This is a genomic window from Sporosarcina sp. FSL W8-0480 (assembly GCF_037963765.1).
Classification (GTDB): Bacteria; Bacillota; Bacilli; order Bacillales_A; family Planococcaceae; genus Sporosarcina.
This window is the reverse complement of the sequence record NZ_CP150166.1, coordinates 1,442,365-1,464,252: the sequence shown is the minus strand read 5'-3', so window position 1 is coordinate 1,464,252 and position 21,888 is coordinate 1,442,365. Positions and strand designations below refer to the sequence as shown.

Below are 21,888 nucleotides of genomic sequence, written 5' to 3'. Positions count from 1 at the left end.
AAATGCAGCTACAGAAGTTATTTATAGTAGATAATATTTTCAATTCTTTTGGTACCTATATCTGGTACCTTTTTTGCATTGTAAAGGAACCTTCAAAATCACTTATAATCCATCCCTTTTTTGTCGAAACTGAGGTATATAAATAGGTTAGAGGGTTTTTATGTGAATAAATTGGGATCGATCAGTGTTTTGCATGTAGTATTCTTGTCCATGACAGTTATAGGATTGAAAAATCATGTCACGATTCTTCCTCCATTATTGCAAGAAGGCGGAAGGGATAGCTGGATAGCCGTATTAAGCGCCTCCATATTGATATTCCCATGGCTATTTCTTGTCATTTACATTCATAAAAAGTCAAATGGGGAACCATTGACCGATTGGCTCCATAGCAAACTTGGTGGGAAGGCATCCGCTGTAGTTCGTTATGCGGTAGCTGTAATTCTTCTGATTATTGCTGCTTTCACATTGGCAGAAACACTGCAATGGATTATGGGTACATTTTTGCCGCAAACACCGATGCTTGCATTATTGATCATTTACACCACGCTTTGCATTCTGTTGGCCTCGTCCAATTTACAAACGATTGTTATGGTCAATACGTTTGTCCTGTTTTTTGTAACGCTTCTTGGCTTCTTTGTAGCCTTTACTAACCTTCAAGTGAAAGAGTATATTTTACTTCTACCAATACTTGAGCATGGGGTTCGTCCGGTCATTAAATCGATTGTTTATCCTGCATCGGGATTCGTAGAACTGATTCTGTTCTTGTTCATTCAACATAGGGTGAAAAACCAATTTCGCTGGTACCATTTTGCCATCATGCTATTTATTATAACGGGATTGACGTTGGGTCCGCTCGTTGGTGCAATCACCGAATTCGGGCCGGATGAAGCGGCAAAACAGCATTACCCGGCTTATGAAGAATGGGGGCTTGTGTCCATTGGGCGTTTCATCGAACATATGGATTTTCTATCCATTTACCAGTGGCTGACAGGTGCTTTTATTCGGGTTGGTTTTCTTCTATATGTAATCGTAGATCTATTGCGTTTGACGGAAAATAAAGTGCGAATCTGGAGAATGATTGCACCTCCTTTTTTCTTCATGTGCCTTTCCTGCGGTGAAGTTCAGGTTGTCGATGACTACGGTTGAGCTGATCAGTAGTCCTTCAGCGTTCCGTTTTGGGTCCCCTTTTGAATTGAGGGTGATTGTTTTTCCATTCCCATTAATGGAGACGGCTGCATTTAAATGAAGTGGTTTATTCGTTGTGAAATCATTGGCTATGTTCATCTTTGGAGTATGCTTATCTGTTATTGTTTTACTCAGTTCCGTATATGCGTGTGTTAGCTCCACGTCATTGTCAATGTGGTAATAGCTGTTTTCTATTTTCGTATACAGATTAAAATCACTCAGTTTGAAATCAAATTTCCCGTTCCCCTCCGTCCAAAACGCCGGGGATGGTACACCTTTAAACTGGTCATTATGCTGATTGCCTTTTCCGTTGATGATAATTTTACTGTTCGCCCGATCCGCAATTAGATGAATGCCGCCAAGTCGATTATTCGCCGTCTCGACGTTTGTTAGGTTAACGGTTGCTACTGAGGACGTTTTAGATGTATATACTTGCAAGCCACCTCTATTTGAATCGGCTAATTTCACTTTATTCAACGTAATGAAAGACGAATTATCGGTTACGATATTGTAGCCTGCGAAACCAGTAACTTCGGTATTCTCAAACGTCACATTATCTGAATTGACAAGGACTCCATGCCCTCGCGTACTGGAATGGCCAATCAATTTCACATTTAGTAGTTTCGCATTCTTTGCATTTTCATCAAATGTAAAGGCAGCTTCTTCAGCCTTGTACCTAAATCCATCGGCAACTTTAATCGTCGCTCCATTGATGGCTTGAATCTTGGCATCTGGATAGTTTATCCTCACAGGTTTTCGTGATGGTGATATCCCTGCTAACCACTATTTCAGGAACCTTCAATGAGATTGCTCTTTGTAATTCGGTTTCATTCGTCACAGTGCCTGTCGGGACGGAAATTTTGGATCCGGCAATGGAGGTATACGATCCCTTAGTGCCTGCTACAGACAACGTTGAGTTGTTCAGGAATGTTACCGTATTGTCCGTAAAGTCGGTATCAACTTCCAACCCCAAACTGCTCACCCGGTAAGTGATTTCAAATACTTTACTCTTTAAGCGGATATCCTCGAAAAACACAACCGTCTTATAGTTGCCATTTGAAGAGACTGTCGCATAGGAAGTGGAATAGTTGTTCTTTCCCTCACTCCATGAGAAAGTCCCCGCTTGGCCGTTCGTGTACGTTCCGTTTTTAATAGATAGATTAGTCAGTTCCAACGTTTGGTTTGTCTTGATGTCACCAACATACATCGGAGTTTTCGTCGTCATTTTGTACTTCGTAGGATTCTGGTCAAATGTCATGGAGATGAATCCATTAGCGTCCATAGTGGCCGTTCGGATTGTAATGTCATTGATGACTGGCGGGACATAAGGAGGCGTGCGATCCGGGTTTGTAACGCCGTTAATCCGATCGATTCGGTAAATTGCTGAATCATAGTTACGGATGACATTTCTGATAGACGTATTCCAAGGAATGAGCACATTCGTTACCCAAGTTTGACTGCCTATGTTCACGTAGCCATCACGTGGAATGTCTAACACTGAAATCGTACCGGATGTATTGAGCGTCACAAGTCGTTTCGTCAGTATGTTGATATTTGTAAACATACCTGCCCCATTCAATGTTACATCCCGCGTCGTTGCGATTGAAACTTTAGGGACATTTGAGTAGATTGTCGCTTCTGACAGTGAGCCTTCCACTGAGACCTCATTGACCCGTGCAGTATCGTTTGTTCTGAGCGAACCATTTGCCTTCATCGTGACGGATTGTGCAAAAGATCTGTTAGAGAGTATGAAATTCGTGTTGGTTTTGGATAGGTGTACTGTGTTTAGAGTAGAGTTATTGAATGTGAAGTTTAGGGTCCGATTCGTGGGAGTGGTATAGTCGTTTAATGTCGTGGATCCTTTAATGTACAAAGAATCTCCGGTGAAATGATTTTGCATTCCGGAGTTGAAGCTGACGTTTTTATTCACAATCAGGTCCCTGACATTGAGGTAATCTGCATTGATGATCAGATTGCCATCCAAAGTCGCGGCGTTCCCATACAATGTGATCAGGTTGGATGAAGTGCCGGAACTCCTGAGTTCAAGTGTTGTGATGGACGTGATTATGCCTTTATCATGCTCAAATGATATTTTCGCGTTTCTTAGAGCATTGGTGTTTTGAGACGAAAAGAAATTGCGTAAAGACGATGGAATGTCGTAAAAGCCCTTATCCGTTTGCAAAGTGTACCCGTTGAATGTTGAAATTGTCGCATTCACAGTTTCGGTCCGCTTCTTCGCCAATTCACTCCGGTGTACGAACATCGCCATTTGCCCGCGATCTACATTTTGGTTTGGAGCAAATCGGGTACGCGTGATTCCGAACGTGATTTTATTGTCAATTAAAGACTGTAAATAAACAGCATAATAGGCATTTGCAGACACGTCAGTGAATTTCGCTGTACGAAGTGGCTGCTTTTCAAGATCATAAGCAATGGCTAAAATCTTTGCCATCTGTCCACGGGTCAACGGATCATTCACCCCAAAATTACCATTTGAGTACCCGTCGATAATCTTAGCCTCGTACAGTACCGCAACGTATTTGTAAAATCCGTGCGTTGTCGGGACGTCATGAAAACGCGGATTCTTCACATTCCTTACATCCAAATCCAATGAAGTAGCCAAAATCTTCGCAGCCTGGCCACGCGTCACCATTGCCGCCGGTCGAAATGTTCCATCGTCAAAACCGTGAATAATACCTTTTCCTGACAAATACATAATAGATTCATAGGCTACATGACTTGGCGGAACGTCTTTGAAAGACGTCGGTGCAGCAGATACGACAACCGGTGCAACAATCGCACTCGTCACCACAGCCGCTGACGTCAATATCTTAAAATTTTTATGGGTACTGACCAAACTGTTACCTCCTCATTTGTTCAATTCACAGATTAGACGACGGTTTGAAGTAAAAGTTACGGGAGGTTTAAGCTATCTTTCTATATGTATCGTAAGTAATAGAAGATGGAAAAAGGGCTAACCAAAGCGGTTTGGTTAGCCCCATGAATGTCAATTAGTGTATATTCCTCTTGCTGAAATTTCCACCTCGCACTTCGGCGACTTCATAAACCGCAACGAAAGCTTTCGGATCGATTTCAAGAATGATTTCTTTCATCTTACTATCTTCCAATCGGTTGATAATGCATGTAATCTCCTTGAACTGTTCACTCGAATACGCTCCTTGAACGATACTGAAAGTCGAACTTCGACCAAGTCGGTCACGTATTGTCTCCACCATTTCCTCCGGTTCGTTCGTAATGATTTTATACATTTTGGAACCGCTCAGACCTTCCTCGACGATGCTGATTACCTTCGTAGCAATATAATAAGCAATTGCGGATAAGAAAGCCCCTTGAAGACCGAAAACAGTCGAGACGATCGCAAAAACAAAGACATTCAAAAACAGGATTAAATCACTCGTTCCAAACGGCATTCTGCGCGACAGCAAGACAGCCAACATATCAATCCCGTCAAGTGCGCCACCGTTCCGCAACGCCAGACCCATTCCGAAACCAAGAATAATACCACCGACAACTGTGACTAATAGCGTATCCCCCTGAATAATTGTAGGCACGTGATGCATCATGCTTGTGCTGACTGCAAGTGTTGCAATTCCTAACACAGAATACATTGCGAAGCTTTTACCAATCTGTTTATAACCCAAAAAGACAAATGGGATATTTAGAATTGCGATAAGTAGTCCTAATGGAAAACCGAATAATTGCGACCCTACGATGCTTAGACCTGTCACGCCTCCGTCGGATACTTTATTTGGGATGAGCACGGATTCTAATCCGTATGCAGCAATGATTGCACCAAGCATTACCATTGCACCTCTAAAAATGCCCTTTACTATTGCTATTTTCTGTTGTGTTTTCTCCATGTTTTTATCCTTTTCTAAACCGTTTTTTCCATTTTACACTATTATGATTTAAAAAAACAAACCTCCGATAGATGGGCGGAGGTTTGTCTATTATTGAATCACGGCTATTAGGCCATAATTTTTGGTTTTCTTTGTTTCAATAACGGCTCTTCGCTGTTAATCGCTTCGCCCGTCTCGATATCAAGAAACGTACTTGTTTCAGTAAACCAGCAATCCGGGGCTTCGTGTCCCCAGAACGTTTGCCGGAGCGGATCATTTAAATCCCAACGTTTCGGCTTCAAGTCGGGATCGCTTGTTAAATAATCACCCGTGTAAAGTTCAATTCGGTGACCATCCGGATCTCTCAGATACAGGAAGAACGCGTTCGACAAGCCATGGCGACCGGGTCCACGTTCAATCGAGGTTGCATACCCCATACTTGCTAAACAATCACAACAGTCAAGAATGCTTAGCCGATCAGTTAGTGAATACGCGAAATGGTGGAGTTTAGGTCCCGGGCCACTCATGAATGCCTGATCGTGAACCGTCGGCTTTCTGTAAAGCCATGCCGCCCAGAGATCCCCATCTTCAGTATCCGTATATTCTGAACAGGAAAACCCTAATTGATTGACATAAAAATCATAGGCTTTTTGGACATCCGGCACTGCACAGTTCACGTGGTCGATCCGTTGGATTTTCGCGCCACGATAGTGGTCATATCGCTGCAGCATCCGATCAACGACTGTCATTTCCGCAAAAAACTCCAATGGAATACCTGATATATCATGAACGCGGAGAGTTCTTCCCATTGCATGCTGTTGCCCTTTTGCCAACCATTTTGTTTTCATTCCTTGTGAGATGAAAAGCTTTTCGATTTCATCAAGGTCCTGTTCTTTCTGAACCTTATAACCAAGCACTTCAACAGCCGCTTTTTCCGCTTTTTTCAATAGTAAGCTATGGTGGGAATGTTCCTCTAAACCTCTCAAATAAATATGATTCTCATCACTTTCCGTTTCAATCATGCCTAATCCATCGACATAGAATTTGCGGGATGCCTGCAAATCCACAACATGAAGCACGGTCCTTGCGATTCGAATGATTGAAAAATCCATTTATGTCCCCCCTATTTCCCCTTATTTCTTCCCGAATTGCTGAATTCGATGGTCATCAATTGAAACATGGATGATTTTCAATTCGGTATAAAAATCGAAGCCATAATGGCCTCCTTCACGTCCAATTCCCGAGGATTTCGAACCGCCGAAAGGGGTTCTTAAATCGCGTACGTTCTGAGCATTGACCCATAGCATTCCGGCTTCAATTTGATGTGCTACTCGGTGGCCTCTTTTAATATCATTCGTCCATACATAACCCGCAAGTCCGTAATCGATGTCGTTCGCCAATTTGATGACCTCATCTTCATCTTTAAATGTCATGACGGTCAATACAGGTCCGAAGATCTCCTCTTGTGCCACGCGCATGTTATTATGGGCATTCAGTATAAGGGTAGGCGCTACGAAATTGCCTTTGGAAAATTCGGGAGGAATTTCACCGGTAATGACTTCGGCACCCTCATCCTTCGCAATTTCCAAATAGCCTTTTACTTTATTGTAATGTCCTTTATCGATCAACGGCCCTACTTCCGTACCTGCGTCAAGCGGATCCCCGACTTTTATCGCAGCGACCCGGATCTTTAAAGCTTCAATGAATTTCTCACTGATCCCCTCTTGTAAAAACAAGCGTGAGTTTGCAGTGCAGCGTTCCCCGTTGAAGGAATAGATCCCCCAAACGCAAGCGTCCAATGCCCGATCGAAATCAGCGTCTTCGAAGACGATGATCGGTGATTTCCCGCCTAATTCCATCGAACAGCTCTTCAGTGTATCCGCACTATTTTTAATAATTGTTGAACCCGTTGTTGTTTCTCCTGTAAATGAAATAAGCTGAACATCCGGATGTCTGACAAGCGCATCCCCAGCAGTCTCACCATAGCCATGTACAACATTGAAGACACCTTGTGGAAGATCCGCTTTATGGATCACTTCCGCCAATAGATTAGCCGAAAGCGGGGAAAGTTCCGCCGGCTTTAACACTACTGTATTACCAGTCGCAAGTGCAGGAGCCACTTTCCAAGTTTCCAACATGAAAGGCGCGTTCCATGGCGTGATTAGTCCAGCGACCCCTACAGGCGCATGGATTGTGTAGTTGATAAATTCATCATCCACTTGATAGGCATCTCCGACGAGACGATTTTCCACCATGCGGGCATAAAATCTGAAGTTTTCCGAAGCACGGCTTACCATATTTCTTGTTTGGCTTATCGGAAGTCCCGTATCAAGCGCTTCCAAATAAGCTATTTTTTCTATTTCTTCATCAATCAAATCTGCAATGCGGTAAATGTATTCCAATCTATCTTTCAGTTTCATATTTTTCCAAGGACCGTGATCAAATGCTTCCCTTGCTGCCGCCACTGCTTTATCAATGTCTTCCTGTTGTCCTTCAGCGACTTCATTGATTTGCTCGTTTGTAAACGGGTTCATGTTTTTGATGGTTTTTCCACTTACAGCTGAAGTGAACTCCCCATTTATATAGAGTGATATATTCTTTTGTGTTTCATGTTTTAAAGAAACCGTTTCGTCCGTTGTTATCATCCTTATCACCTATTTTCTATTTTTCTTCAATTATCCTACAGTGGATTCCTCCGATAGAATAGAGAGGTCCAGGAGTGTTTCACGAACTTCATCTTGTATTTCTGCTGACGGCAAGCCTAAAGGCAACCGGAGCTTCGGTGTAATTTTCCCCATCATGCCAAGTGCCACTTTAACCGGTGATGGATTTGTATCTTTGAAAAGCACATCATTCAATGGCATTAATTCGAAATGAAGGTCTTGTGCCTTTTTAACATCCCCTGCATTCCACGCATTATATAGTTCCGCAACTCTTTTAGGCTCAACGTTTGCTGTTGCACTGATAAACCCTGCTCCCCCTATTGCCAACATCGGATAGCAAAGGAGTTCGATTCCCGAGTACAATAGAAAGTCTCTTCCACAATTCAGCAATACTCGGTTCACATGTTCAAAATCTTTATTCGACTCTTTTACACCGATAATGTTCGGACAATCCTCTACAAGACGCTTCATCGTACCGACTTCCATATTGACGGCGGATCGTCCGGGTATATTGTAAATGATGATCGGAATCGAAACGGAATCTGCTACCGTTTTAAAATGGTGATAAAGTGCCTCCTGGTTCGGTTTATTGTAGTAAGGCACAATAACCATCGCGGCATCCGCGCCGATTTCCTCGGCATATTTCGTTAGTTCCATTGTTTCGTCATGATTGGTTGACCCCGTTCCAGGGGTGAAAAACACACGTCCGTCAATCGTTTCTTTCGCTAAAGCCATAACTCGTTTTCTCTCTGCGATTGTCATTGAGCTTGGTTCACCACTTGTTCCTGTAACAGAAATCCCATGGCTGCCACTAACAATTTGCCAGTTGATCAATTCAATGAATGTTTTTTCATCAATTTCCCCGCTTTCTGTAAATGGGGTGATGACCGGACAAATTGAACCTCTTAACTTCTTTTTCGCCTCTTCATATGCCAATTGAATCCACTCCTCCTTAATGATTACATAAATTACCCTTCAAGCTCTTTTAGCTCGCGATACTTTCCTCGGCTATATAATAAGGGGGATTTTTCTTCAAGCTTAACGCCCGTAACTTGACCGATGAAAATCGTATGATCTCCCGCTACGAATTCACTTTGCAGGACACATGTGACGATTGCTAACGATTCTTCTAACACTGGCAAACCTTTGTACGATCCGAACGTTATTTCAGATTTTTGATGCAGTTGACCTGAAAATTGCTTTGATACTTGTTGTTGGTCAGAAGATAATATGTTAATCGCGAATTGCTTTGCGTCTTTTATATGCTGAAGCATTTTCGCGTTTTCTCCGATGCTGATCGCGACAAGCTTCGGATTAAGAGAAATGGACATAAATGCATTTGCTGTCATGCCATGTACTTCTTCAGCAACCTCAGTCGTAATTACCGTTACACCTGTCGTAAAACTGCCCATGACATTTCTGAACAACCTATCATCTATCTCATCATCTACATGTTGCATACTCCATTCTCCTTCCCACTTTCAATTACTCTTCCACTCATTTTTATAGTATGCCAGCCTCTTTTTTTGCTTTATTCAAGAAGTTTGTCACCATATCTTTATACGGTTGCTTATCAAACCCGTCATAATAAGCATTCGACATCCTTACTGGATCTCCGAAAAAGTAATATTCATAGAGTGCTTGACGGTTACCAAATGCGCTAATGGAAATATCCCATGCGAGGCGGAATAATTGTACTCTTTCCTCACCGTTTATATTTGCACCTTGCGTGTAACGATGGACTAATGGGCCGACGTCGGAGTTGCTGAAGTCCGCTTCAGTTGGGAGTGCCATCAATCCTGAAGCCCCAAAAATCTTAATGATTTCATTCATACGCTGGTACATTTTCGGGAACCAGTTGCGTGCCGCATTTAACGGTTCAAAGTCCGGCGTCATATTACCATATTGATCGATTTTTGCATTGTGTTCGGATTTATATAAATGGGAGCGCATCACTTCAAGGATGACCATGATTTCGCTCGCTCTTTCTTTTACATGCATGAATTGATCGATTCCGATCGCTTCCATCATGCTGACGACTACGCCTAAAATGAATTCAGTTTTCACGATGCTTTTGCAGATAACTTGATGCGTCATATGTATAACCGCATTTGTCTCTGCATACGTACGATTACAGATATCTGTACTTTCGCATACAAATACTCTTTCCCACGGGACTAATACATCTTCAAACGAAATAATCGCATCGCTTTCATCGAACCTTGCACCTAATGGGTGATCCCATTTACTTTTTCCGTAATCGAAAGATTCACGGGATAGGAATTTTAAGCCCTTAGTATTATTCGGAATTGCAAACGCAAATGCGTATGGATCATCTGTAGTGCCTGACGTTCTATTAATGGTAGAAGGGAATACGACAAGCTCATCCGTGATGCCACCAAGTGTTGCCAATAGGCGACATCCATTCACAATAATTCCGTCTGCTGTTTTTTTCGTAATACGTGCAGAGAGAAATGGGTCCTTCTGTTCTGATTGCGTCAGCTTTGACCTGTTCACTTGCGGATGGATTAATGTATGCGTTAAGCTAATATCATTTTCCCGTGCATATTCATAGTAATCTGCTGCATTTTTAGCAAACTGATCACTTCCGCCTCCCGCTTGTGCAAAAAACTGGTTGGCTGTTCCGAAAGCCATAATGCTTGTGTTCAAATAATCCGGAGATCGCCCCATCATGCCCCCAGAAAAAGAAGCCCATTCTTTATGCATTTCACGTCGCTTGAACAAATCTTCTTTCGTTTTCGGCGCAATAAAAGAAAGTCCTACCTTCTCACCGGAAGTCGGTGAAGTATATAGCATTTTCTCCGGCTTCTCATGTTGTAAATCATAAAGACCCGCAACGCTCTCGACTACATTTTTAAATGCAGGATGAGTGGTGACATCGTCCACTTTCTCACCGTGGATCCAAACTTCCGTTTTCCGTTTTTTAATACCTTCAATATATTCCTTCCCAGTACGCGCTCCCATTGCTTTCCCCTCCCATTTGCTTATACGTGTATTTACTTTTTAAATCGATTGTGAATATTATTCTGTTTATAAGTGCCCGCTTCACTAAATTCAATTAACTCCATAGACAATGCGAGATAACGCTTGGACATGACAGGATGAAAATGCTCTTTCATCACTTCAAATAACGCATCACAAACGTCTTTTTTTACTTCTTCAGAGCGCCCTGCTCCAATTTTCAACTGTGCATGGACGAAAGCATCATCCTCTGCACCATCTGCCACCCGATACTCTTTTAACTCAATCGCTCTCGAGCGAAGACCGCCTATTGGAAAAATACTGTCCCTTTCCATTAGAACGTTATGAATCTCTTCAAGCAGTTTAGTAATATTCGCTTCTTCTTTTATATTATCCGTGTACTCGACGAAAAAAAACGGCAACTCAAACCACCCTTTCCCTCTTAGCGATTTGTGAATGATTCATCGCCGATTATCGTATTGACCAAACGTCCGATTACCTCAATTTCCGTGACGACTACATCGCCAACTGCTGTATCGACTGATCCTTTCGGAGTACCTGTCAGAATGACATCGTTTTCACTCAACGTCATGAAGCTGCTTAAATAGGAAATGAGTGTTGGGATATCGAAAATCATATCTGCAGTTGTACCTTCCTGGACAAGTTCGCCATTGACATGCGTTGTCAATTTCAGATTCATAGGATTGGCCACATCCGCAGCATCAACAATCCATGGACCGAACGGCGTACCAGTATCACGATTTTTCACCCGCAAGTTTGGACGATAATAGTTTTCCAAGTAATCTCTGATTGCATAATCATTGGCGACACTATAGCCTTTAATATAATCATAAGCATCCTCAGCCTTTACATTCCTTGCTGTTTCACCGATGATTACAGCCAATTCACATTCATAATGCATATAGGTCACATCTTCTGGTCGACGGGTAAATGCATTATGCCCGACAAACGTATTTGGGCTTTTTAAGAAAACAAGTGGTTCCGATGGAGCGGAAAATGCAAGTTCCGCTGCATGGTCAGCATAATTCAGCCCTAATGCAAACACGGTTTTAGGTTCTATTGGCGTCAGCCAGATCACTTCGTGTTCACCGACTATTCGTCCATCATCCAATTTCAGTTGCCCAAACCACTCCACCGCTTCATGAATGGCTCCCCCATAAGCTATTCGTGCTCTCCTCATAACTGCTCTCTCCATTTTGTTTCTTTTTCGTCCACAATAATGTTTTCAAGGTTCCCTATACCTTCTATCTCAATCCGAATCTTATCGCCTATTTGGGATAGTGGCGCCTTTTCAGGAACACCTACAAGTAACACATCCCCGGGACTTAATGTCATGAATTCGGTTACATCTGCAAGCAAACGAGAAACTGGACGAATCAGATTCGATGTCGAATTTTCCTGTTCAAGCTTTTCATTGATGAATACACGAATGGATAGGTCATCAGGGTTTTGGATTTCATGACGATCGATAATCCATGGCCCGATTGAACAAAATCCATCGCGTGCCTGATGTTGAACAGCCGGACGGTATACACTATCATGCGGAACGCTTATATCATTGACGATCGTATAGCCCGCGACATACGTCAAGGCGTTTTCTTCACTCACGGCAACCGCCCGCTGTCCGATAACCAACCCAAGCGCAGCCCCCATTCTCAGATTTGATATTCCTTCAGGCATGGGGATTGCCCCACCGTCATAGTTATACGTATTTGCCGGTTTGATATAAAGGACAGGGGCGATTGGCGGCGAGCGATATGGTTCCTTATATACAGCATCACCTAAACTTTCAAGTTCTCCCTTATAGTTCAATAAGGTTCCAAAAACCGTCCCTGTTATCGGATTGGATTCCAATACTCTAATTTTAGACTTCACATATTCCACCCCTGACATGAGCTTTCAGGTAGACAACAACGCTTTATCGCTTGTCATCTTTTCTCCCCGAATGCGTTCGAATTCTTCCATTAACTTAGGAATCGTCAAATCCTTCTTTTCCTCAGTATCGATTTCGAAGATAATTTGTCCTTTATCCATCATGATGAGCCTGTTACCTAAATCCAACGCCTGTTGCATATTATGTGTGATCATCAACGTAGTGAGCTGATCTTTCTCAACAAGTTGCTTTGTCAGATTGGTAATCAATTCCGCTCGCGAAGGATCCAATGCAGCCGTATGCTCGTCTAAAAGCAAAATGGAAGGCTTGGTAAATGTAGCCATCAATAGGGAGAGTGCTTGCCTTTCCCCACCGGATAGCGTTCCTACTTTTGCATTCAATCGATTCTCTAAATTCAGGTGAAGCGTTTCAAGAGATTCACGGAAAAATTCACGCCGCTTTTTATCCACACCCTTTTTCAACGCACGTTTTTTATTTCTGGAGTAAGCCATTGCAAGGTTCTCTTCAATCGTCATCGATGGGGCGGTGCCAGCCATCGGGTCTTGAAACACTCTTCCAATCATTTGAGAACGCTTATATTCTGGCATTCTTGTAACGTCTTTACCTGCAATTTCCACAACACCGAAATCAGGAGAAAGAGCGCCTGAAATCATATTCAGCATAGTGGATTTCCCAGCACCATTGCTCCCGATCAAAGTCATAAAATCCCCGGTATTCAATGTAAGATTTATTTGATCCAAGGCAATTTTTTCATCGGGTGTCGATTCATTAAATACCTTATTAATCTGATTGAGCTTTAGCAAGGGCACTACGCTCCTTCATACGCAATTGCTCATGCTCTACCATTCGTTCAGCATGGCGTTTCGCTTTTCTTCTTTTTTCTCGTCTCTTTTCAAGGTACTGCGGCAAAATTAAAGCCCCTATGACTATGACAGCAGTTATTAACTTCATATCCCCTGGGTCAAGGAAGTCCACTCTCAGGGCCAGGCCTAATACAATTCGATAAATGACGGCTCCAGCAATTACGGCAAATGTCGTGCGCAATATTGTTTTCGTACCAAATATCGCCTCGCCGATAATAACCGATGCCAATCCACCGATAATCATCCCGATTCCCATTCCGACGTCGGCGAATTTGGAATACTGGGCGATCAAAGAACCCGAAAACGCCACAAGTGCATTCGAAAATCCAAGACCGATAATAACGAGTGTGTCCGTATTTGCTGATAAACTTCTGATCATTTTTTTATTATCACCGGTAGCCCTTATCGCAAGACCTACCTCGGTTTTCAAAAACCAATCTACGATAAATTTGATGATCAAGACGATAATGATCATGATGAAAAATGTACCATAGGAAGAAGGCAGGTTTTTGAGTCCTGCCATGGTAAGAAAATTGGTAATCGCTGTGTCGATGCCTAAAGGACTCCAAAACGATTTAAACTGTGAAAACATCGTTTCAGCCTTCAATAAAGGGATATTCGGTTTACCTATGGAATTCTCTGAGGTCAGGCCCATTATTCGTAAATTGATTGAATACAAGGCAATCATCATTAGTATCCCTGATAGGAGAGCGTTGATTTTCCCTTTCGTATGCAATAGTCCCGTTACACAACCTGCAAGAAACCCCACAAGAATCGCGACTACCGTTGCGAACACCGGATGATATCCGAAAATTATCATCGTGGCAGCCACTGCGGCCCCTGTTACAAAACTACCGTCAACTGTCAAATCCGGAAAGTCGAGCACTCGGAATGAAAGATACACACCGAGTGCCATGATTGCATAGATGATTCCTTGTTCCACAGAGCCGAATATAGCTGCAAACATGTAGAATCACCCCCTATTTATTCACTGAATTCAGCTTTCCATTCGTCTTTAATATCGAGCCCAAGCAAAGCTGCCGTTTCCTCATTCATGATCAGTTTCAATTTTTGTGGAATCTGAACTGGCAATTCATGAGGTTTACTTTCACCTTTTAGGATTTTGGCAGCCATTTGTCCTGCTTCATAACCGATGTCAAAGTATTCAAATCCGTATGCCGCTAAACCGCCTCGTTTCACTGAGTCGAATTCACCGACCATCATTGGAATTTTATTGTCGTTCGCAACCGAAATCACTGACTCAAGAGCACTAACGACTGTGTTGTCTGTAATGATATAGAAAGCATCCACTTTCCCGATCAACGATTCAGCCGCCGCTTTCACATCCGCAGACGTTGCAACTGATGCTTCTACGACTGTCATATCCATGTCCTTCAGCATTTCCTTCACTGAATCCACTTGGGCTCGTGAGTTTTGTTCTCCTGAGTTAAACACCATTCCGACCTTTTTCGCTCCCAATTCCTCTTTCATGAATTTCATCGTATCTGAAATTGCATCAGGGTGGGCATCAATCGTACCCGTTACGTTGCCCCCCGGTTCTTCCATTGAATCAACAAGTTCCGCCCCCACTGCATCGGTAACCGAAGTGAAAACAATTGGAATATCTGTTGTCGCACTTGCGGCCGCTTGAGCACTTGGTGTTGAGTTTGCAAATATCAGGTCGACGCCCGCGCTGACAAGATTCGTCGCGATTGTAGTGTTAAGTGTCGGGTCGCCTTGGGCAATTTGCACATCATATTCCGCGTCAATCCCTGCATCTTCCAAAGCCTTTTTGAACCCATCGTATGCGGCATTGAGTGATGGATGTTCTACGATCTGAGTGACACCAATTTTGTATGTCTTAGAGGATGCTCCCGATTTTTTGTCCCCATTTTCCCCCGTTCCGCACGCTGAGAGTATTAGAGCTGAACTGAAAATAACCGCCAACATTTTCGACCACTTATTCCTCATCTTTTTTCCCCCTTAACAGGTTGTTTTATTTGGTGTTTATTTGAAAATGATTGACTGCCGTTTCTCTTTCACCGGCGCGGCATGGATCGCCTGTCCGACCAATCCCTCTACCGCTTCAAGTAAACCTTCACTGATGCCCGGATGCGCATAAAGTGGGAATTTTAAGTCTTCTTCTCTCGCAGCCATTTCAAGTAATTGCACAAAAGAACCTGACATCTCAATAGCCCCTTCGCCAATCATATGAATCCCTTGTATGATTTCCGTAGTCGCATCAGAAACGACTTTAATGAATCCATCCTTTTTACCCGTAAGAGTTGCGTAGCCATTCCCACCAAGAGCAAATTGACTTAAGTGAAAATTGAGTCCAAACTCGCGTGCACTTTGTTCTGTCAGTCCAACGGAAACTGCTGGCGGTATTGTATGCGCAACAACCGGCATAAATGTCAGGTCCACTTCTGTCTGTTGGCCTGCGATTGCGGCTACAGCGGTTTTTGCTTGTTTAATAGCTTTCACTGCAAGCATTGGGCCTTCCGTTACATCACCAATTGCATAAATAGCGGGTAGGGAAGTTTGCATATTTCCATCTACCTTTATAAAACCTTCATCTGTAAGGTCAATCCCGAAACGACTTATGCCCAAAGGCTCCAAATTTGGGTTTCTCATTTCGGAAACGAAGAGATGTGACCCGCCAATTGTCTCCTCCACGTTTTTATCCGTTAGGAAAGTGATTGAAATCCCATCGGCTGTTTCATTAGTCGAGATGAATTGAAGCTCTTTATACATTTTGATTTTCCGTTTTTTAAATAGACGGCCCAATTCTTTATTGATGGCTTCATCAAATGGAAAGTCTGCTTCGTTTTCAATTACTACACTGACTTTTGCACCTAATGCTGCAAAGCTTGAAGCCGCTTCAAGTGCAATATAATCATTACCTTTCACTATGAGGTGTTCAGGTATCTCCTCCATTGCGAAAAGTTCATGCGGCAATAGAATTCTTTCCCCTTTTTCTTTCACAAAAGAAGGCAAGATCGCGGTGCTTCCTGTCGCGATAATGACTTGCTGAAATTCGTAAATATCGAATTGATGCCCATTTTCCACGCCGATCTTGTCAACGGCGATGAAAGTCGCTTTGCCTCGGATTATTTCGATTTTATTTTCCTTGCAAAGATGTTCAACTCCAGACCTGAGCTGATTTATGACTCTGTCTTTATATGATAGGAGCTTTTTGAAATCAAATTGGTTTTCCGGAATTCCAATTCCAATATCCTGTAAATGAGAAATTTCTGTGTGTTTAGTTGCGGCATGTGTAAAGATTTTTGAAGGGATACAACCTTCATTCAAACAGACGCCGCCCATGTCAGCCTGCTCGATTAACGTGACTGAAAGACCTAATTGTGCGCCACGTATGGCAGCAGAATATCCACCAGGCCCTCCTCCAATGATTATCAGATTTCTCTCCTGACTAATTTCGCCGACAACCATTACACCATCTCCATCATCAGCTTGTGAGGCTGCTCGATTAGGCTTGCAAAGCGATTCGTAAATGCAACAGCTGTTGCACCATCAGCGACACGATGGTCAAAGGCAAAAGAAAGTGTCATGACGTGACCGATAACGATTTCATCATTCTCATTGACGATTGGCTGTTTTTTTGTTTTATGGAAAGCAATAAGTGCCGTTTCCGGGTAATTGATAATCGGTGTTGCACCCGTACTGCCAAGAGGCCCGACATTACTCACAGTAAACGTGCTGTTCTGCATTTCGGACGGTTGTAACTTACCGGAAATCGCTTTTGCCGTTAATGCTTTGACGTCTTCATGAATCTCTTTGATCGATTTTTTATCGGCATCATGGAGAACAGGAACAAGTAGCCCATTGTCCGTATTCGTTGCAATTCCGATATGATAGTTTTTCTTCAGAAGGATCCGGTCATTTTCTTCATCAAGTTCCGCATTGAATATCGGAAAATCTTTTAAAGAAATGACAAGCGCCTTGATCAGGAATGCTAGTACACTGACCGATTCACCTGCGGTTTTCAATTGCTCTCTCATTTTAAATAGATTCGTCATATTCACTTCGTCGAATTGAGTGACATGAGGTATTGTAAAGAGCGATTTTGTCATCTTTTCTGCAATTTTCTTCCGGATCCCCCTAAAAGGGATTTCATCAGGAGTCGCTTGATCAGACAATGCCGGCTTCCTATCAGAAATAGGCTCGATCGAAAATTTCTGTCCTTCAATGAATCGAAAAATATCTTCTTCAGTTATCCTTCCTGAAGGATCAGAAGCACGGACATCTTCAATGTTAATATTGTTATCCCTTGCGATTTTACGTGTGTACGGTGCCGCAAGCACGCGATGAAAAGGATTTGAAGCTGATGATTTTTCTCCGGTTTTTCTTATAGAAACTACATTTCCCCCAAGAAATTGTTTTGATTCGGGTTGTGATTTTTGTCCTCCTGCCGAAAGTTCATTCGTTTCAATAGAAAGCAAGCTTGTTCCGACTTGAACTGTTTCACCAACTTCGATACGGATTTCTTTCACGATACCAGCGCAAGGTGAAGTGAGTTCAGCGACCATTTTGTCTGTTTGCACTTCGACAAGCGGCTGGTCGGTCGTAACCGTATCGCCAACCTTGACTAAATAATGGATCACTTCCCCTTCAGTCATGCCTTCCCCTATATCATGCAACTTTACTTCAAGCATTCCACGCCCCCCTTAAAAATGAACCACTTTCTCTATTCCTTCCATGACTCGTTTTGGTGTGGGAAGATAATGTTCTTCTAATGAAAAGAATGGAACCGGGACGTCAAATCCTGTAATCCGTTCAATTGGTGCGCGCAGATAAAGGAAAGCTGTATCGTTAATGATTGAAATAATATCATTGCCAAGACCTCCAGTATGATGCGCCTCATGAATGATGACTGCTCTTGTAGTCTTTTTTACAGACTCAGCTATCATCTCGCTATCAATTGGATACAATGTCCGAAGATCGATGATTTCACAACTAATTCCTTTTTTCTCGGCCTGCTCCGCCGCCTTTTCTGCGATTGTTATCATAGCTCCCCAAGCTATGAGTGTTACATCCTCACCTTCACGAACTATCTTCCCTTTACCGATTTCCACTGTATATTTCCCAACAGGCACTTCTTCCCTCTTCGAACGATAGTTTTTCATCGGTTCAAGAACAAGCACCGGATCAGGATCTTCCATCGCAGCTATCAATAATCCTTTTGCATCGTATGGACTGGATGGGCAGACCACTTTGATGCCCGGCATATGTGTGAACAAGGTTTCCGTACTATCCGAATGAATCTCCGGTGCCCGTATGCCTGCACCGTACGGAGCCCGAATGACCATTGGCACTGTAAAGCGGGACATCGATCGCATCCGAATCCTTGAGACATGAGTCATGATCTGTTCATACGCAGGATAGATGAAGCCAAGGAATTGGATTTCAGCAACCGGTCGAAAACCGTTCACTGCGAGACCGACTGACGTCCCGATAATCCCGGCTTCCGACAACGGTGTGTCAATTACCCGATCTTCTCCGAACGCTTCCTGAAGCCCCTCTGTTGCGCGGAATACTCCGCCATTTTTACCGATATCTTCCCCTAAAATGACAGTTCGATCATCCTCTTCAAGCATCAGCCGCATGGCGTCATTGATCGCCTGAATTAACGTCATCTGTCTAACCGTCTCACTTTTTAGATGCGACTCTTTCACTTGTGTCATCAATCATTTCCTCCCTAAATGTGATAGATACGCTTCTTTTTGCTTGGCAAGTTGAGTTGGCATTTCAGCGTATACATGGTCAAAAACGTCTTCAACATTCGGCGGGGGGAACTTCTCCATCTCTTCGACTGCATCTTCAACTTCCTGTGTCGTTTTTTCTTGGATATCCTGAATCCAAGCGTCATCATAGTAGCCATAATTCTTCATAAATAACTCTAAACGTAAAAGCGGATCAACGAAATCCTTCGCTCGCTCTTCCGTACGGTACTTGGATGGATCATCCGCAGTCGTATGGGCCCCTTTTCTCCAAGTAACCGCTTCTATCAATGTCGGACCGTTGCCGCTTCTTGCATTGTCAAATGCCTTTTTCGTTTCAAAATATACTGCAAAACAGTCATTTCCATCTAAGCGGATTCCCGGCATGCCATAGGCAACCGATTTTTGTGCGATCGTCTTTGAGTTCATTTGTTTTTCAATCGGAACTGAAATTGCATACCCATTATTTTGGTTGAAAAAGACAACTGGAACTTGGAATACACTTGCAAAGTTCAATCCTTCGTGAAAATCACCTTCGGATGTAGCCCCATCCCCGAAATAGGCGATTGCTGCATTTTTTGTACCTTTTTTCTTTTCAGCCCAAGCGGCGCCGGCCGCATGTGGGAGTTGGGTCGCGATCGGGACAGCTGGCGGGAAAATTTGTCTGTCAGCAGGAGCCACACAACCTTCCACCCGACCATTCCAGTACAAAAATGTAGTGACCATACTTTTTCCAAACGTAAGCGTTGCACCATGATCACGATAAGTCGGGAAAACCCAGTCATTGTCATTCAATGCAAGAGCACTGCCGACTTGTGCAGCTTCCTGCCCTTCGAATGGTGCATAGGTGCCTAAGCGTCCTTGTCGTTGCAAGTTGATCGCTTTCCTATCAAATGTCCGAATTCGTACCATATGGTAATACAACTCTTTAACCAACTTCTCGTCGATCCGCTCTTCATAAGACGCATCCACGAAAAATCCTTTATCATCTATTATTCTTTTCATAGGATAGTTATGTTCCACAAATACGCCTCCACTCATGATTGATTGCGAATCGCCCACTTCGGTTTCATCGGTGCTGAGTAAAAGTTATTCCGTTTTGCCCGGTCCGCTATTCGACGTTCGCACATTGCGTTTGCCGATTCCTCTGTTGTTTTTCCGGTGTACTCAGCTTCCTTATACACTTCCAATATTGCGTCGTATATATGTTTTGTTTTGGCAAGCACCCGATCATGATTAATGCCATACAATTCATCCGCCACTTGGATAAGACCACCTGAATTGACGATATAATCCGGTGCATATAAAATCCCTTTATCACGTAATTGTTTGCCATGCCTGTCTTCCAATAACTGATTGTTAGCGGAGCCTACAACCGCTTTCACTTTCAATTGGGGAATTGTCGCATCATTTAGTATCCCGCCAAATGCACACGGAATGAAAACATCCGCTTCTTGCGAATAGATGTCCTCACTTGCAACAATTTGTACACTGCCTGGTGTTTTTGCTGCAACTTCTTCGATTGCTCGCAAGCTATCTACGTTAATATCTGTCACGTATAGGCGGGCGCCCGCTTCAAGCAACTTAGTTGCGACTTTGAAACCAACTTTTCCGAGCCCTTGAATCGCATAGATTTGCTTGCCTAACTCGTCATGTCCAAAAGCAAACTGATTGGTCGCTTTTATGCCGTATAAAACGCCTTCTGCAGTCGGGATCGAAGAATCGCCGCCACCCCCGTATGCTTCGGGGAGTCCATTGATGAAGTTGGTCTCTTTCATCGAATGAATGAAATCATCCATCGTAGTTCCCATATCCGTCCCCGTATAGAAGCGGCCGCCCAATGAGTTTACAAATTGACCGAACGCCCGGAATAATTCAGGTGACTTATCTGTTCTTGGATCACCGATAATAACTGCTTTCCCACCACCAAAATCCACATCGGCAGCAGCACATTTATAGGTCATTCCTTTTGATAGTCGAAGAACATCTTCTAACGCTTCATCCACACTGCCATATGGTTGCATACGGCAACCGCCTATAGCTGGGCCAAGCGTCGTATTATGGATTGCGATAATTGCACGCAAACCTGTTGAAGGATCGTTGCAGAAAACAACCTGTTCATGCTCACTCATTCGTTCAAAAAGTTCGAAATCCTTTGTAATTGATGTCTTTTCAGCTAGCATCATATGATTCCCCCCTAGGATTGTACGGACAGATTAAAGTTTTCAGACTAACAGTTTCAGATTGAGGCTTCTTTTAACTTCTTCATAATCTTTTCTTTAGGCAATATAATTTGCACCACTTCACCTTTTCCGATTAACCCTAAATGATTGGTCGCAGTAACTTCTGTCACTACCTTGTTATCCCGATATTCAATTAAAGTCGCCGTCAACGTAACAGTCGTTCCAATTGGTGACGCTGCGAGATGTTTCAACTTGACTGAGGCGCCCATCCCCTCTTCATCATCTTCCAAAAATGGAAGGATGATTTTCCTCGACACCCACTCCATATGGTATGTCATGGCCACTGTTGAATAGACAGGATGAACAACTTGCCCTTCAAATGAAGCAAACATATCCTCTGTCACAGTTATTTCAATCGTTTCCTCTCTTCCTACGTTCATCCCTAACTTCATCATTTATCCCCTACTTAATTTTTAATGTCAGGTAAACTTGCAAG

At 43.1% G+C, this 21,888-nt stretch carries 21 protein-coding genes; 1 reads left to right on the top strand and 20 read right to left on the bottom strand.

The features are described 5' to 3' along the window. Positions 1-162 precede the first annotated feature (162 nt). The gene (locus tag NSQ43_RS07620; protein ID WP_339254442.1) at positions 163-1,146 is read left to right on the top strand and encodes an endospore germination permease; all 984 of its coding nucleotides are present in this window, start codon (positions 163-165) and stop codon (positions 1,144-1,146) included. Here the strand turns inward: NSQ43_RS07620 and NSQ43_RS07615 are convergent. The 20 genes from NSQ43_RS07615 to NSQ43_RS07520 form a co-directional block, all read right to left on the bottom strand. After that, the gene (locus tag NSQ43_RS07615) at positions 1,036-1,935 is read right to left on the bottom strand and encodes a hypothetical protein (RefSeq protein ID WP_339254441.1); all 900 of its coding nucleotides are present in this window, start codon (positions 1,933-1,935) and stop codon (positions 1,036-1,038) included. The genes NSQ43_RS07620 and NSQ43_RS07615 overlap by 111 nt on opposite strands. Continuing rightward, complete coding sequence (locus NSQ43_RS07610) at positions 1,880-4,042, bottom strand: S-layer homology domain-containing protein (RefSeq protein WP_339254439.1); 2,163 nt, start codon at positions 4,040-4,042, stop codon at positions 1,880-1,882. The genes NSQ43_RS07615 and NSQ43_RS07610 overlap by 56 nt, the downstream gene beginning before the upstream one ends. A gap of 154 nt (positions 4,043-4,196) precedes the next feature. Further along, positions 4,197-5,066 carry a YitT family protein gene (locus NSQ43_RS07605; RefSeq protein WP_339254437.1) on the bottom strand — a complete coding sequence of 290 codons (870 nt, stop codon included), beginning with the start codon at positions 5,064-5,066 and terminating at the stop codon, positions 4,197-4,199. A gap of 107 nt (positions 5,067-5,173) precedes the next feature. Next, a complete protein-coding gene (gene hpaD, locus NSQ43_RS07600; protein ID WP_339254435.1) occupies positions 5,174-6,157 on the bottom strand; it encodes a 3,4-dihydroxyphenylacetate 2,3-dioxygenase in 984 nt (327 codons plus the stop codon). Positions 6,158-6,178: 21 nt separating this feature from the next. Further along, entirely contained in the window at positions 6,179-7,690 is a 1,512-nt protein-coding gene (hpaE, locus tag NSQ43_RS07595) for a 5-carboxymethyl-2-hydroxymuconate semialdehyde dehydrogenase (RefSeq protein WP_339254433.1), read from the bottom strand. A 30-nt stretch (positions 7,691-7,720) separates the two neighbouring features. Further along, entirely contained in the window at positions 7,721-8,644 is a 924-nt protein-coding gene (hpaI, locus tag NSQ43_RS07590; RefSeq protein WP_339254431.1) for a 2,4-dihydroxyhept-2-ene-1,7-dioic acid aldolase, read from the bottom strand. A 32-nt stretch (positions 8,645-8,676) separates the two neighbouring features. After that, positions 8,677-9,168 carry a flavin reductase family protein gene (locus NSQ43_RS07585; protein ID WP_339254430.1) on the bottom strand — a complete coding sequence of 164 codons (492 nt, stop codon included), beginning with the start codon at positions 9,166-9,168 and terminating at the stop codon, positions 8,677-8,679. Between the two features lie 43 nt (positions 9,169-9,211). Continuing rightward, entirely contained in the window at positions 9,212-10,693 is a 1,482-nt protein-coding gene (hpaB, locus tag NSQ43_RS07580) for a 4-hydroxyphenylacetate 3-monooxygenase, oxygenase component (protein WP_339254428.1), read from the bottom strand. A gap of 32 nt (positions 10,694-10,725) precedes the next feature. Then, positions 10,726-11,112, bottom strand: coding sequence for a 5-carboxymethyl-2-hydroxymuconate Delta-isomerase (locus tag NSQ43_RS07575; RefSeq protein ID WP_339254426.1), 387 nt, complete (start codon positions 11,110-11,112; stop codon positions 10,726-10,728). Between the two features lie 20 nt (positions 11,113-11,132). Continuing rightward, a complete protein-coding gene (locus NSQ43_RS07570) occupies positions 11,133-11,891 on the bottom strand; it encodes a fumarylacetoacetate hydrolase family protein (protein WP_339254424.1) in 759 nt (252 codons plus the stop codon). Beyond that, entirely contained in the window at positions 11,888-12,586 is a 699-nt protein-coding gene (locus NSQ43_RS07565) for a fumarylacetoacetate hydrolase family protein (protein ID WP_339254422.1), read from the bottom strand. The genes NSQ43_RS07570 and NSQ43_RS07565 overlap by 4 nt, the downstream gene beginning before the upstream one ends. Before the next feature lie 24 nt (positions 12,587-12,610). After that, a complete protein-coding gene (locus tag NSQ43_RS07560; RefSeq protein ID WP_339254421.1) occupies positions 12,611-13,408 on the bottom strand; it encodes an ABC transporter ATP-binding protein in 798 nt (265 codons plus the stop codon). Then, positions 13,386-14,435 carry an ABC transporter permease gene (locus NSQ43_RS07555; protein ID WP_339254419.1) on the bottom strand — a complete coding sequence of 350 codons (1,050 nt, stop codon included), beginning with the start codon at positions 14,433-14,435 and terminating at the stop codon, positions 13,386-13,388. Before NSQ43_RS07555 ends, NSQ43_RS07560 begins: the two co-directional genes overlap by 23 nt. A 17-nt stretch (positions 14,436-14,452) precedes the next feature. Then, the gene (locus NSQ43_RS07550; protein WP_339254417.1) at positions 14,453-15,439 is read right to left on the bottom strand and encodes an ABC transporter substrate-binding protein; all 987 of its coding nucleotides are present in this window, start codon (positions 15,437-15,439) and stop codon (positions 14,453-14,455) included. Between the two features lie 36 nt (positions 15,440-15,475). Continuing rightward, the gene (locus tag NSQ43_RS07545; protein ID WP_339254415.1) at positions 15,476-16,921 is read right to left on the bottom strand and encodes an FAD-dependent oxidoreductase; all 1,446 of its coding nucleotides are present in this window, start codon (positions 16,919-16,921) and stop codon (positions 15,476-15,478) included. Next, positions 16,921-18,144, bottom strand: a complete 1,224-nt coding sequence (locus NSQ43_RS07540; RefSeq protein ID WP_339254413.1) for a dihydrolipoamide acetyltransferase family protein — start codon at positions 18,142-18,144, stop codon at positions 16,921-16,923. The genes NSQ43_RS07545 and NSQ43_RS07540 overlap by 1 nt, the downstream gene beginning before the upstream one ends. Positions 18,145-18,156: 12 nt before the next feature. Next, positions 18,157-19,173, bottom strand: coding sequence for an alpha-ketoacid dehydrogenase subunit beta (locus NSQ43_RS07535; protein ID WP_339254411.1), 1,017 nt, complete (start codon positions 19,171-19,173; stop codon positions 18,157-18,159). Positions 19,174-19,176: 3 nt separating this feature from the next. After that, positions 19,177-20,232: a pyruvate dehydrogenase (acetyl-transferring) E1 component subunit alpha gene (gene pdhA, locus NSQ43_RS07530; RefSeq protein WP_339254409.1), complete on the bottom strand. Its 1,056-nt coding sequence runs from the start codon at positions 20,230-20,232 to the stop codon at positions 19,177-19,179. A gap of 14 nt (positions 20,233-20,246) precedes the next feature. Next, a complete protein-coding gene (locus tag NSQ43_RS07525; protein WP_339254408.1) occupies positions 20,247-21,395 on the bottom strand; it encodes a Glu/Leu/Phe/Val dehydrogenase in 1,149 nt (382 codons plus the stop codon). A 53-nt stretch (positions 21,396-21,448) separates the two neighbouring features. Beyond that, the gene (locus NSQ43_RS07520) at positions 21,449-21,844 is read right to left on the bottom strand and encodes a thioesterase family protein (protein ID WP_339254837.1); all 396 of its coding nucleotides are present in this window, start codon (positions 21,842-21,844) and stop codon (positions 21,449-21,451) included. Positions 21,845-21,888: the final 44 nt, after the last annotated feature.

Excerpts from the sequence above, each read along its gene's own strand:
- NSQ43_RS07605 (WP_339254437.1), bottom strand. The coding sequence starts at position 5,066 with ATGGAGAAAACACAACAGAAAATAGCAATAGTAAAGGGCATTTTTAGA.
- hpaD (WP_339254435.1), bottom strand. The coding sequence starts at position 6,157 with ATGGATTTTTCAATCATTCGAATCGCAAGGACCGTGCTTCATGTTGTG.
- hpaE (WP_339254433.1), bottom strand. The coding sequence starts at position 7,690 with ATGATAACAACGGACGAAACGGTTTCTTTAAAACATGAAACACAAAAG.
- NSQ43_RS07585 (WP_339254430.1), bottom strand. The coding sequence starts at position 9,168 with ATGCAACATGTAGATGATGAGATAGATGATAGGTTGTTCAGAAATGTC.
- hpaB (WP_339254428.1), bottom strand. The coding sequence starts at position 10,693 with ATGGGAGCGCGTACTGGGAAGGAATATATTGAAGGTATTAAAAAACGG.
- NSQ43_RS07570 (WP_339254424.1), bottom strand. The coding sequence starts at position 11,891 with ATGAGGAGAGCACGAATAGCTTATGGGGGAGCCATTCATGAAGCGGTG.
- NSQ43_RS07555 (WP_339254419.1), bottom strand. The coding sequence starts at position 14,435 with ATGTTTGCAGCTATATTCGGCTCTGTGGAACAAGGAATCATCTATGCA.
- NSQ43_RS07550 (WP_339254417.1), bottom strand. The coding sequence starts at position 15,439 with ATGAGGAATAAGTGGTCGAAAATGTTGGCGGTTATTTTCAGTTCAGCT.
- NSQ43_RS07545 (WP_339254415.1), bottom strand. The coding sequence starts at position 16,921 with ATGGTTGTCGGCGAAATTAGTCAGGAGAGAAATCTGATAATCATTGGA.
- NSQ43_RS07540 (WP_339254413.1), bottom strand. The coding sequence starts at position 18,144 with ATGCTTGAAGTAAAGTTGCATGATATAGGGGAAGGCATGACTGAAGGG.
- NSQ43_RS07535 (WP_339254411.1), bottom strand. The coding sequence starts at position 19,173 with ATGACACAAGTGAAAGAGTCGCATCTAAAAAGTGAGACGGTTAGACAG.
- NSQ43_RS07525 (WP_339254408.1), bottom strand. The coding sequence starts at position 21,395 with ATGATGCTAGCTGAAAAGACATCAATTACAAAGGATTTCGAACTTTTT.
- NSQ43_RS07520 (WP_339254837.1), bottom strand. The coding sequence starts at position 21,844 with ATGAAGTTAGGGATGAACGTAGGAAGAGAGGAAACGATTGAAATAACT.